At 39.1% G+C, this 12,493-nt stretch carries 10 protein-coding genes; 3 read left to right on the top strand and 7 right to left on the bottom strand.

Features of this window, described 5'->3' with window-relative positions; genetic code table 11:
• The first annotated feature begins 3 nt into the window (after positions 1–3).
• Complete coding sequence (gene uvrC / locus IPM71_07945) at positions 4–1,806, top strand: excinuclease ABC subunit UvrC (protein QQS52654.1); 1,803 nt, start codon at positions 4–6, stop codon at positions 1,804–1,806.
• A 2-nt stretch (positions 1,807–1,808) separates the two neighbouring features.
• Here uvrC and IPM71_07940 read toward each other — a convergent pair whose 3' ends face one another.
• The gene (locus IPM71_07940) at positions 1,809–2,783 is read right to left on the bottom strand and encodes a polyprenyl synthetase family protein (GenBank protein QQS52653.1); all 975 of its coding nucleotides are present in this window, start codon (positions 2,781–2,783) and stop codon (positions 1,809–1,811) included.
• A gap of 338 nt (positions 2,784–3,121) precedes the next feature.
• On the opposite strand from IPM71_07940, the gene IPM71_07935 reads away from it, so the two are divergent.
• Both IPM71_07935 and polA read left to right on the top strand, forming a co-directional pair.
• On the top strand, positions 3,122–3,418 hold the full coding sequence (locus IPM71_07935) for a helix-turn-helix transcriptional regulator (GenBank protein QQS52652.1): 297 nt from the start codon (positions 3,122–3,124) through the stop codon (positions 3,416–3,418).
• 91 nt (positions 3,419–3,509) lie between these two features.
• Positions 3,510–6,281 (top strand): DNA polymerase I, encoded by a 2,772-nt coding sequence (polA, locus tag IPM71_07930; GenBank protein QQS52651.1) that lies wholly within the window; start codon positions 3,510–3,512, stop codon positions 6,279–6,281.
• Positions 6,282–6,294: 13 nt separating this feature from the next.
• Here the strand turns inward: polA and IPM71_07925 are convergent, their stop codons facing one another.
• The 6 genes from IPM71_07925 to tnpA all read right to left on the bottom strand — a co-directional run bounded on the left by IPM71_07925 (position 6,295) and on the right by tnpA (position 12,363).
• Positions 6,295–8,154: a response regulator gene (locus tag IPM71_07925; protein QQS52650.1), complete on the bottom strand. Its 1,860-nt coding sequence runs from the start codon at positions 8,152–8,154 to the stop codon at positions 6,295–6,297.
• 38 nt (positions 8,155–8,192) lie between these two features.
• Positions 8,193–9,098 carry a hypothetical protein gene (locus tag IPM71_07920; protein ID QQS52649.1) on the bottom strand — a complete coding sequence of 302 codons (906 nt, stop codon included), beginning with the start codon at positions 9,096–9,098 and terminating at the stop codon, positions 8,193–8,195.
• A gap of 129 nt (positions 9,099–9,227) precedes the next feature.
• Positions 9,228–10,142 carry a ribosome small subunit-dependent GTPase A gene (gene rsgA / locus IPM71_07915; protein QQS52648.1) on the bottom strand — a complete coding sequence of 305 codons (915 nt, stop codon included), beginning with the start codon at positions 10,140–10,142 and terminating at the stop codon, positions 9,228–9,230.
• 109 nt (positions 10,143–10,251) lie between these two features.
• Positions 10,252–11,322 (bottom strand): EFR1 family ferrodoxin, encoded by a 1,071-nt coding sequence (locus IPM71_07910; protein QQS52647.1) that lies wholly within the window; start codon positions 11,320–11,322, stop codon positions 10,252–10,254.
• 56 nt (positions 11,323–11,378) lie between these two features.
• On the bottom strand, positions 11,379–11,837 hold the full coding sequence (locus tag IPM71_07905; protein ID QQS52646.1) for a hypothetical protein: 459 nt from the start codon (positions 11,835–11,837) through the stop codon (positions 11,379–11,381).
• A 61-nt stretch (positions 11,838–11,898) separates the two neighbouring features.
• A complete protein-coding gene (tnpA, locus tag IPM71_07900) occupies positions 11,899–12,363 on the bottom strand; it encodes an IS200/IS605 family transposase (GenBank protein QQS52645.1) in 465 nt (154 codons plus the stop codon).
• Positions 12,364–12,493: the final 130 nt, after the last annotated feature.

Genomic DNA, 12,493 nt, shown 5'->3' with positions numbered 1-12,493 from the left:
TCCATGGCTGATTTAAAATTCATACTTAGCAATTTACCAGATTTGCCTGGAGTGTACCAGTTTTATAACCAGTCTGGAAGCCTATTGTACGTAGGTAAAGCGAAAAGTCTAAAGAAACGGGTAGCTTCTTATTTCTCAAAGCAAAAATACGATTCATTTAAAACTAAAAGGCTTGTTTCACAAGTATACGATATTCGCCACATTGTCGTAGAAACAGAGTCCGATGCCTTGTTGCTTGAGAATAATATAATCAAGACCAATCAACCTAAATACAACATTTTACTCAAAGACGACAAAACCTTTCCATGGATATGTATAAAGAATGAAGCATTTCCGAGAGTTTTTTCCACCAGAAATCGTATTAACGATGGTTCGGAGTACTATGGACCTTACACTTCTGTGGTGATGGTGAGAACCCTTTTGGGACTTATTCGAGAATTGTACCCTATTCGAACCTGTTATTATCAATTAAGCTCTGAGCTTATTAAAAAGAAAAAGTATAAAGTATGCCTGGAGTATCATCTTGGTAATTGCCTTGGTCCTTGCGAAGGAAAACAATCTGAGATAGATTATAGAGAATCCATTCAACAAATACAGTACATTTTAAAAGGGGATATTCAGCAGGTTCAGAAGTTTTTATATGGTCTTATGATGGATTATTCAGAAAAGCATCAATTTGAAGATGCTGAAAAGATTAAATCCAAGTACGAAATATTATCACGCTACAAGAGTAAATCGGCCATTGTAAACCCAAAAATTGACAATGTGGATGTATTCTCTTTCTATCAGCGGGAGAGTAGATCCTATGTGAATTTTATAAAAATCCTTCAAGGGGCAATTGTACAGTCTCATACAGTAGAAATTGTCCAACAACTCGAGGAATCGAAAGAAGACTTATTGCTTTTCGCACTGCTCGATATAAGAGAAAAAGTGGGTAGTACAACTTCCGACGTTTATGTGCCTTTCGTTTTACCAACGGTAATTGGAATCGATTTTACCGTTCCGAAAATTGGAGATAAGAAAAAGCTTTTGGAATTATCGGAAAGAAATGCATTGCAATTTGCCCTGCAGAGCGAAAAGAAGTACAACGAAGTAAGCAATAAGCTTTCTAAAACATCTAAGTTGCTTATTCAACTCAAAACAGATTTGCGCTTAAAAGAATTACCAGTTTATATCGAATGCTTCGACAACAGCAACATTCAGGGAGAGTCTGCTGTGGCAGCCTGTGTTGTTTTTCGAAATGCAAAACCATCAAAAAGAGATTATCGGCATTATCACATTAAAACAGTAGAGGGCTCTAATGATTTTGCTTCCATGGAAGAAGTCATCACCCGGCGCTATAAAAGGCTGCTTGAAGAAGGAGCAGAATTGCCTCAACTTATTATTGTGGATGGAGGTAAAGGTCAATTAAGTGCTGCGGTAAAAAGCCTTGAAGGTTTAGATTTGTATGGTAAAATTGCCATTTTGGGAATAGCAAAGAGGCTGGAAGAACTCTATTTCCCGGGAGATCCTGTACCACTCTATTTAGATAAGAATTCTTATTCTCTTAGAATAATTCAGCAACTGCGTAATGAAGCACATCGCTTTGGAATTAGTTTTCACAGAAAAGTTAGATCGAAGAAAATGATGCAAACCCAACTGCTCGAAATTAATGGAGTAGGGCCAGCTACCATTCAAAAGTTGCTTGCTCATTTCGGTTCGGTGTATCAATTGAAGGCTCAACCCATTGATGTGATTGCTTCTGTGGTGACTAAGAAGCAAGCCGAATCAATCTGGAAATATTTCAACGAGAAGGAAGGATTGTAAATTTATTTTCTGCGCGAAACGATATATTCAATCAGGTCAGAAAAACTATCCCTTGCTTCATTCGAAGGAAATTCTACTAATAATTCAAGGGCTATTTGTTTAAAATGCTGCATTTTATTCTCTGCATATTCCAAACCTTTGTATTGATGTACAAATTGATATATAGTATCGTAAGTATTTCTTTTAGAGGAATTTCTATTTATTAACCTGATAATACTTCTTGATTCGTCAGTAGGAGCATTCTTTAGCGCAGCAATAAGTGGAAGGGTCAGTTTTTTCTCTTTTATATCGTTTCCGATAGGTTTTCCGGTAGAGCTTGTTTTCTCGTAATCGAACAGATCATCTTTTATCTGAAAGGCTATTCCCAAGTTAATGCCAATTTGCTTCATTTTTTCAACATGTTCGGCATTGTCCGAAACAGAGCGTGCTCCGCTGGCCGTACACGCAGCAAGAAGTGTAGCTGTTTTTTTAGTAATAATTTCGAAGTATTCCTCTTCGGTAATATTTAGTTTGCGTGTTTTCTGAATTTGGAGTAATTCGCCTTCGCTCATTTCCTTTACGGCATCAGATACAATTTCGAGCAATTCGAACTGCTTGTGCTTTACTGCCAATAGAAGTCCTTTGGCCAACAGAAAATCACCCAGAAGCACAGCAATCTTTGACCGCCAAAGGGCATTGATTGATAAAAACCCTCTACGTTCCATGGCATCATCAACCACATCATCGTGCACAAGTGTAGCCGTATGCAGCAATTCGATGAGCGAAGCTGCCACATGGGTGGCCTCGTTGGTAGTGCCCACAGTTTTTGCCGAAAGAAAAACCAATATCGGTCTTATTTGCTTTCCTTTTCGGCGTAAAAGGTAGTTGGTAATTATATTCAAAAGAGGCACAGGGCTTTTCATCGACCCCGAAAAATTCTTGTTAAAGCTCTTTAAATCATCACTAATTACAGACTTTATTGCTTTGCTTGTTTTCATATTGTTTTCTCGCTGGCATCAAAGATACCCATTCTTTTTATATTGAATTCATCACAGGTTCAAAACTCCTTATCCACCTACTCAATACTTCAAGGTTGATGAATATACTCCCGAATATAACGATGAAATTGATTTCGTTGAAAAGCATTCTTGTCCGCGCATCCGCTTTCAGTCCCAATGTAAATCGGGATTCGACTATAAAATTTCATTTCGAGAACTCATGAAATTTAAGTCTCACGAATAAACTCTTTCTAGTAAAAAGCCTTTATCCCATGTAATCAGGATTTTAGGTAATACATGAAAAATAGTTATATATTTGCATAAATAAATTTGAAGTCATGATTAGCGAATTTAATGTGGATCAATTGAACAAAGCAGCAGCAATGTTGAAAGCAATTTCGCACCCGTTGCGAATTGCCATATTGAACCAGCTCGAAGCAGGCAAACAACTTACAGTAACCGAAATTCACGAAGCTCTAAATATTGAACAATCAACTGCCTCGCATCATTTAGGAATCTTACGCGACAAAGATGTCCTTATTGCTCGCCGTGATGGTAAAAATACCTTCTATTCGCTTAAGCATCAGCGAATTAACACACTTATCGAATGCATTAATAAATGCGCATGCGATTAAGAATTAGCTTAGTTTATGAAGAGCCGGACTATTGAAACAAGCGATAGTCCGGCTTTTTTTATGTAATTTTTCGGCTTAATTATTCAAACTCATGGAAAACAGGAAGCGATTGTTTTTATTGGATGCTTATGCATTGATATTCAGGGCTTATTATGCCTTTATTAATCGACCTGTAACCGATAAACAGGGCAACAATACTTCTGCAATTTTTGGTTTTGTCAATACCCTTGATGAAATATTGCGTAATGAAAACCCATCGCACATTGCGGTAGCCTTTGATCCACCTTCTCCCACCTTTCGGCACAAAATGTACCCCGAATATAAGGCAAACAGGCAATCAACCCCTGAAGACATTCGGTTTGCTGTGCCATGGATTAAAGAGATTATTTCAGCTTACAGGATACAAATTATTGAAAAAGAAGGATTTGAGGCCGATGATGTAATTGGAACACTCGCAAAAAGGGCAGCAGAAAACGGTTTTGAAGTATATATGATGACTCCCGATAAAGACTATGGTCAGCTGGTTTCTGAGCATGTTTTTATGTACAAACCAGGCAGGAGCGGAGGCGAAAAAGAAATATTGGGAATAGAAGAGATTCAAGAAAAATTCGAAGTAAGTTCTCCGATTCAAATCATCGATTTACTAGCGCTTTGGGGCGACAGCTCTGACAATGTTCCTGGAGCTCCAGGCATTGGCGAAAAGACTGCCAAGAAACTGATTGCTGAGTATGGTTCGATTGACAATCTTCTCAAATCAACCTCTGAATTGAAAGGAAAATTAAGAGAGAGTCTGGAAAATAACCGGGAACAAATTCTTCTTTCGAAAGAACTAGTTACCATTGATTTAAATGTACCCCTGGAAGTGGACTTTGATCAAATGATCGTTAAGGACCCAGACCAAAAAAAGCTGTTGGAATTGTTCGAGCGTTTCGATTTTCGCACTTTTAGTAAACGTTTATCTGCTAAAGAAACAAAACAAAATCAACCTTTTCAGACTTCGCTCTTTGGAGAAAGTCTACCTGAAACAGAACCTGCAGAAATCGTTTCGTCTAAAGAAAAATTTCAAGCAGAAAAGGTGGAGTATGTGCTCGTGGATACTGACGAAAAGGTTCAGAAACTGTTAACGGAATTGCTGAAATGCGAGGCAGTTTGCATCGATACTGAAACAACCGGATTGAATTACTTTTCCGATCGTCTGATTGGAATTGCTATCTCTTATCAACAGACAAAGGCTTATTATCTGGCATCTGGTTCCGACGAACAGATGCTGAGGTGGGTTGGCATGCTCAACATATTCTTTTCGAATCCCGAAATACTAAAGGTAGGGCATAACCTCAAATTCGATATTCACTTTCTGGCAAGGTATGGCGCCGATATTAAGGGCCAACTTTTTGATACCATGGTGGCTCATTACTTGCTAAAGCCCGAAGGCCGGCATAAACTTGACGATGTAATTCGCGAAGAGTTTAATTACGAAATGATCCCAATTGAAGAGCTAATAGGCAAGAAGGGAAAAGACCAGCGTACCATGGAAGGTGTCGATTTGCAATTGGTGACCAATTATTCCTGCGAGGATGCTGACTACACTTTTCGTCTATTCACCAGGCAACAAAAGCAGCTTTCCGACAAGCAATTGTTGGAATTGGCTACCCGCATCGAAATGCCTTTGGTGAGTGTTCTGTTCCACATGGAACATTCTGGCTTTAAGATTGATAATGAGACACTTAATAAGTATAATGAACAATTACTGGAGGAAATTGAACAAACCAAAAAGCAGGCATTCGAAGCTGCCGGTGAAGAGTTTAACCTCTCCTCTCCCAGGCAGTTAGGAGTAATTCTTTTCGAAAAACTATCTATATCGAGTCAGAATAAGCTTACTAAAACCAAACAATACAGTACCAGCGAAGAAGTGCTTCAAACCTTAACCGACAAACATCCGATTGTACCCCTTATACTCGAATACCGTGGACTTTCAAAATTGCAATCGACCTATGTTTCGGCTTTGCCATTGTTAATAGAACCTTCCACTCAAAAAGTGCATACTTCTTTCAATCAAACCATTACAGCTACAGGCCGCTTAAGTTCGGTGAATCCTAACATGCAAAACATTCCAATTCGTGATGAGCGTGGAAGGGAAATCCGGAAATCGTTTATTGCTTCTGACAAGGAGCATGTGATTCTGGCTGCTGACTATTCTCAGATCGAACTTCGTCTTATGGCGCATCTCAGCCAGGATCCGCAAATGATCGAAGCATTTAAACAAGGAGCAGACATACACCGTTCCACCGCTGCTAAAATTTTCAAAGTAACAGAAGAAGAAGTTACACGTGAGATGCGCAGCCAGGCCAAAACAGCCAATTTTGGAATTATATATGGTATATCGGCATTTGGGCTTGCAGAACGCTTAAAGATTTCGCGTGCAGATGCCAAACAACTAATCGACAGTTATTTCGAGTCTTTTCCGAAAGTAAAACATTATATGGATTCCTGCATCACCTCTGCCCGGGAAAAAGGATATGTTGTAACCATGTTTGGACGTAAGCGTTATTTACCCGATATACAATCGGCAAATGCTACAGTGCGCGGGTTTGCTGAACGAAATGCTATCAATTCGCCCATTCAGGGATCAGCGGCCGATGTGATAAAAATTGCCATGGTGGCAATACAGGAAAAGATTCTCTCCAATCGATTGAAGTCGAATATGATTTTGCAGGTGCATGATGAATTGGTTTTTGATGTGTTTTTACCTGAACTGGAAACAATGAAAGAATTGGTGCGCTATGAAATGGAAGCTGCAGCCAGGTTAAGTGTTCCGCTTACGGTGGATATGGGTATAGGCAACAACTGGCTCGAAGCTCATTAATAGGCAAAAACTATCAGGCAAACCATTTTTCTAGAATGGCAATTACTATTTCTGATTTAACTGGTTTTGTGGTATACTCGTTCATTCCTGCTTTTAGCGAAGTTTTTCGCACAGCCTCGGAAGCCGAGGCCGTCATGGCTACAATAGGCAATTGGTAACCCAATCCGCGTAGTTCGATAGTGGCCTCAAGCCCGTCTTTTTCGGGCATTTCGAGGTCCATAAAAATAATATCGAAATGCTTGAGTTTGATCAATTCTATTACCTCTAGGCCATCGTTGGCAATTTCAATAGAGTATCCAAGATTTTTAAAAATGTTTTCAGCTACCTTTTGGTTGATCAGGTTATCTTCTGCCACCATTATTTTCAAGTCATTTCGTAATTCAGGTTTCGAAAAGCTCTCGGGAATCGATGGGAAACACTCTTTCAGGAAAGATTTTAAAAGTTTATGCTCAAAGGGTTGAACCAGGTAATAATCGACTCCGGCTAAACGCGATTGTATATGGTTTTCAGGTTTATGGTTCGAGCTGAACATAAATACCCGGTGGTTGTCGGTAAGCTTTTTAGCATGAAGCTTTTTTAATAACCAGAGACCATCCATACCTGGTTCGTCGATTATGACAAGCAAATGAAATTTTGCCTTTTTATTTTGTATCCGGGTTTCAACTTCCTCCAACACATGCTCTCCAAACAGTATGGTTTCTATTTGAATCGAATTTTGTTCTAAAAATGAATATAATCTTTTTCTTGTCAATTCGTTATGGCAAACAATTACGCATTTAACTTCCTCAAAAGACTGTATTTTCTTATAATCGAAAACTTTATCTAATTCCTCGTTCGAGTAAACTTCAATGATAAAGTAGAATGTAGTACCCGGAAACTCTTTGTTGCTGTTCAATCTGGAAGGGCTTTCAACCCAAATTTCTCCATTCATCAGCGTTACGAGTTGTTTGCAAATAGTGGTGCCCAAGCCAGATCCACCATATTTTCGCGAAGTACTGTTATCGGCTTGTGTAAATGAGTTGAAAATGGTAGGAATTTTTTCCTGAGAAATTCCGATTCCAGTATCCGAAACACTAAACAACAAAGTGATATTACCAGCGTATTCATCTTCAGTTTCGACCATTACCACAATTTTTCCGTGATGCGTGAATTTTACCGCATTACTGATCAGGTTCGACAATACCTGCCTAAGCCTGAATGGGTCACCAATTATACGGTTCGGAACATTGGGTCCTACGTTCAATTCGAGCAACAAGCCTTTTTCTTCGGCAATGGCTTTAAAAAGCTGAACGGAAAGTTCCACCTCTTCGCGAAGAAGAAAAGGAATTTCTTCTATCTGCATTTTGCCGGCTTCGATTTTGGAATAATCGAGTATATCGTCGATAATATTAAGCAGCAAATCGGCCGAACGGCGCACAATGCTGATGTATTCCTGCTGTTCTGAGTTTAAATTTTCACGTGCCAGGGCTTCAGTCATCCCAATTATGCCATTCATGGGCGTTCGGATTTCGTGGCTCATTTTTGCCAGAAAATCAGATTTGGCAATGTTTGCCGCTGCTTCGTATTTGCGCTCTTTCTCTATTGAGGTCACATCGATAAAGGTGCTCAGCACGTATTCTTTATTTTGAATGTTACAGGGAAGCTCCTTTTTAAATATAACTACTTCGATACCATGACGCTGATAGTAAAAAAACTGGTCGGTATCGTAAGAGGTATTTGGTTTATCGGAGGGTTTTGTAAAATTGGTAAAGCGGCGTTCCACAATAGCCGAGCTGGCGTCTTCGTTGGGTCCTATCAGCAAAATTTCACGGGCAGTTTGATTAATAAAGTGTACCTTTTTGAAATAGTCATACACCACTAAGCCTACCGGCAAATGCTCCAGCGATTGTTGAAAGAAATCGAAGGAGTGCCTTAGGCTTCTATTTTTTTTTTAAGGTTTTTAATCTGAATGAGCAGATAAATGCTCACCAAAAGAAAAATGAGGAGGCTGGCAATAGAAATGATGGCCAATTGCGAAAACACCTTAAGCAGAAAGGTGTTATGGTCAATACTCATGGCAATGCCAAAATTTCGGTCGAGCAGGTTGACTGGCGTGTAAACTGTGAGAATTTTATGATTGAGGGAGTCGGTACTGATGGTGTGCACCATGAGTCCTTCGAGGTCATGGTTTAGGTTGGTGACTACTTCTTCCAGTCTGCCGTTCCAATTGTATTGCTGTACATCGGCAGTGGCTACTGTTTCTGTTTCGGTATCAATTACAAATTGCCACGAGATTTCGTCGAGGTGAAATTTCTTAAGTTCCGAAAGAATGTAGTTATTGATGTTGATGGTGACTACAATGTTGGCATACAATACATTGTCTTTAAATACGGGCAATACATACTGATACTCATGTCCATTATGGGTTACCTCTTCTTTTGGAGCAAGCATACGCTGCCGTTGACCTACATATTGGTCAGTGATGAAGTTCTGCTTTTTATCGCGAAAGAGGTTTAAAACATTTTTTTGGTTGTCGTAAATATCAATGTTTTTAATGAGTCCATTATAAGTGGAATAAAACAATTGAAGTTTACGCAGGGCATCGGAATTGACATCGGTAAAAAGCTTGGCAATGTCGTCGGAGAAAAGAATATAATTCAAGTCGCTCTCGAATTTCAGAAGGGTACGTTCAACTTCGTTCACACACACTTCCGATTGCCGCAGCAAAAAGTTTTTATATTGGTTAATCTGAAGGTTATAAAAGCTTCGGTAAAACAATACGTTTACCGAAACAATTAGTAAAAAGGAGAATGCGATTATAAAGTAAAAACGTTTCATTGCCGGTTTGTTAGCAGAGTATCAAAATTATAATTCTGCCATTGTAACAAAAAACTTAACACAATTTCTTGTTAACAATATGCTAAAAGATGCAAATTTTACGTAACACGGCAAGAAAAGTTGGCTATTTTATCGGTGTTTTAACGAATCGTCCAGAAAAATATTTACATAACTGCGGTATCGCGACTCGGAAATATTTCCTTTTTCTACCGATTCGCGCACTGCACAGCCAGGTTCGTGGATGTGGGTGCAATTAATGAATTTACATTTGGCCGAAGCATGGAACACGTCTTTGAAATACAAACCGATTTCATTCTTGTCTAAATCAATAAGCCCAAATGAGCGAATACCCGGAGTATCGATGATGTAGCAATCGGGAATTACTTCGAATATTTCTGAGAAGGTAGTAGTGTGCTTTCCCGATTGATGCGATTCGGATATTTCGTCGATACGAATGTCCAGTCCTGGATTAAGTGCCTGAATAAAAGACGATTTACCGACTCCACTAATGCCCGATACCAGACTTATTTTGCCTTTCATACGACGAAATACTTCCTCAACACCTTGGTTTTGTGTGAGGCACATGGGCAGGCATTCGTAACCGGCTTGCTTGTAGAGTGCAATGAATTTTTCCAGGCAATCTGCATCGATTAAGTCAGTTTTATTCACCAAAATGGTAACAGGAATAAAAAACATTTCGGCTGAAACTAAAAAGCGGTCAATAAATTCATAAGGAGTTGTCGGTGCCTTTAACGAAACCATCAGAAAAGCCTGGTCGATGTTGGCGGCTATCATGTGGGCCTCGTGATGAAAACGTGTGGCTTTGCGGATTATGTAGTTTTTGCGGGGCTCAATGGCGGTTATCATTCCGGTATTGTCTTCGGCTATTCGGGTAAATTCTACCTTATCGCCGACAGTAACCGGGTTCGAAGTTTTTATTTCGCGGGTTCGGAATTTGCCTTTTATGCGGCATGCCACAATTTCGCCCTCAGAAAGTACATTGTACCAGCTACCGGTTGACTTTAATACCAATCCCTTGGGCATAATCTTAGTTTAATTATTGAATAAAGTGCAAATTATCCTTTATTGAGTTTGGGGATAAAGATAAGGCGGTATAATGTGTTTTAAGTCCATTGCACAAAAAAGTTCTGGTTTAATTGTTTTCAGGTTTGCCAACAATGCCCGAAAATTTCTTTTTCCACATCACATCAGGAATGGATTTATACCTTCCCCAGAATTTGTAGCGGGTTAGTGAAGCCAGCGAAATGAGTTTTGCAGCCATTGAATACCGAAGCAAAGCATGCTGAAATAAATAAAATAGCACAATTAACCCCAGAAAAGCGAGCATTTGAAATAAACTATTGATTGGTTCAAGGGAGACAATTTCCGGCAAACTTCTACGAAATATCCAGCCAGTTAATACTGAATAAAAAATGCTTGTTACCACTAGCAAACCATGGGATGTTTCGATGGCTCTTTCCGGACAAACGTTCATGCAATGCATGCAGCTTTCGCACTTTAAAGTCCAGAAGGGCCTTTTATTTTTGGTAACAATAGCTTTTACTGGACATTGACTGATGCAAATGCCGCAATTGTTACAAAGGTGGCTGCAATAAAAAGTTTTTGCAATGATAAATCTGCCAATGAAATAGTAGGCAAGTGCAATGGGACTGATGATAACATCCTGAACAATGTCGCGGTGAGAATGAAAATCTCTTTTCCCTGAAAATATCTTTTCGTTGTGATGCCTTACTCGCTCGTAGTTTTTGGCATGCAGGTAGGCTACCGTATTGTTGTTAAGGGCTGGGTGAAGCGAAATCCAATTCGAAGGCATATCGAAGGGTATGCTTCCCATAAGGGTATATCCTTTTCTTTTAAGCCACAAACTTGAGATTAAAAAAGCTATTCCTGTAAGTCCGGGAGTAACAAACTTCCCGATTTTCATGCCAGCCCTGGTATTCATCAACACTACCGAATTTTTTCCGGTAGGAAAATGGCGGATGAAATCGAGCGTAATTTTTGGATAATTGAAACCATGTATCGGAGAGATAATGATAATTAAAGCCTGCGGAGGACAGCATACCGGCAAGGTTTGTTTTGCAATGTTGTGCAATTGGCATTCGATCTTTTCTTCCTCGGCGTGTTGGGCTATCCACCTGGCTATCTGGCGGGCATTTCCAGTGCCGGAAAAATAGAAAAGTTCGATGGAATGGATTTTTTTCATGAGGCGCTATTGGCAGGAAAAATCTTAATTTTTTTGATGATTATGGAATAATAAAATCAAATTACACCAATCCCAAGCAGTTGACTGATTTTATCGACATTTAATTTGGCATCCACCAAACTAATTGTTTTTTGTATGGGCATAATTTCTTTGCCCACAGAATTATAAAGAATCAATCTGTAATCATTATTTTGTAAATCAAGCGTTCGGTTACTCCGGCTATAAATTCGCCAGGCTTTCTTCGAATTTTTAATACCAATTTTCATATCCGGTTCAATGTTAATCCAATTCCCGCTTGGAATTAGGCCGAATAATTGATTGACAAACCGCATCCTTTTTTTTTCGAAATCTGTTTGTGTGCTGGTGGTTGTAAAACCAACAAAGGAGCCGATTAATACTAAAATCAGGCCCGCGAAAGAAAAAATGGTAATCACTATTCCGGCTGCAAACAAAATTAATCCAGCAAAACTACCTGCAGGACCAAAGGATTTGTCAAGATTGTTTTTTGTTGTCATAAACTTCGTAAAATGCAGTGGTTGATATGATTTTTTTGTGCTCCAAAAGATGTGCAGCCTTTTAATTTGTTATTGGTTTAAATAGGTATTTCTCGTCATAATCAATTCCGAAATCGACCAGTATTTTGGTATATTCCTCTAAAAATGATTTTTTGCAGTGATGTAATTCCTGATTTTCGATGTAATTAGCCACTGAGTGAACTTGTGATTTTGAATAAGAAAATGCGCCATATCCCTCCTGCCATGAAAATTTTCCGGCAACCAGCTTATTTTCATTTATCCAAAGCGAAGAGTCGCCTTTTATATCCCTCATTAAATCGGACAGCGATTGAGCTGGGCGCATACCAAATAGAATATGAATATGGTCCGGCATTCCATTTATAGCTAAAAGCTTATGGCCATGATTTTGGATTATGCCGGTAATGTATTGGTATAAACGCTGGCTCCAGGATTTTGAAATAAGGGAAGGGCGATTTTGCACAGCAAAGACCGTATGAATGTGGATTTGGGTGTAGGTATTAGGCATTTTATTTTAGTTTAAGGCATCATATTTTTTTACAGTAAGGCATGAAAGCTTAACAGATAAGGGTGTACTTAATTGTATATGCTGCCTTGATGCGTGCCGTTAGGTACGAAAACTCGGTAAAAAATCTCCA

This window comes from Bacteroidota bacterium (genome assembly GCA_016699695.1).
Classification (GTDB): domain Bacteria; phylum Bacteroidota; class Bacteroidia; order Bacteroidales; family UBA10428; genus UBA10428.
Note: the sequence above shows the minus strand (reverse complement) of the source record. Positions and strands in the feature narration are given on the sequence as shown.

Excerpts from the sequence above, each read along its gene's own strand:
- tnpA (QQS52645.1), bottom strand. The coding sequence starts at position 12,363 with ATGCCTAATACCTACACCCAAATCCACATTCATACGGTCTTTGCTGTG.
- IPM71_07910 (QQS52647.1), bottom strand. The coding sequence starts at position 11,322 with ATGAAAAAAATCCATTCCATCGAACTTTTCTATTTTTCCGGCACTGGA.
- IPM71_07935 (QQS52652.1), top strand. The coding sequence starts at position 3,122 with ATGATTAGCGAATTTAATGTGGATCAATTGAACAAAGCAGCAGCAATG.
- IPM71_07905 (QQS52646.1), bottom strand. The coding sequence starts at position 11,837 with ATGACAACAAAAAACAATCTTGACAAATCCTTTGGTCCTGCAGGTAGT.
- IPM71_07920 (QQS52649.1), bottom strand. The coding sequence starts at position 9,098 with ATGAAACGTTTTTACTTTATAATCGCATTCTCCTTTTTACTAATTGTT.
- IPM71_07940 (QQS52653.1), bottom strand. The coding sequence starts at position 2,783 with ATGAAAACAAGCAAAGCAATAAAGTCTGTAATTAGTGATGATTTAAAG.
- rsgA (QQS52648.1), bottom strand. The coding sequence starts at position 10,142 with ATGCCCAAGGGATTGGTATTAAAGTCAACCGGTAGCTGGTACAATGTA.
- uvrC (QQS52654.1), top strand. The coding sequence starts at position 4 with ATGGCTGATTTAAAATTCATACTTAGCAATTTACCAGATTTGCCTGGA.
- polA (QQS52651.1), top strand. The coding sequence starts at position 3,510 with ATGGAAAACAGGAAGCGATTGTTTTTATTGGATGCTTATGCATTGATA.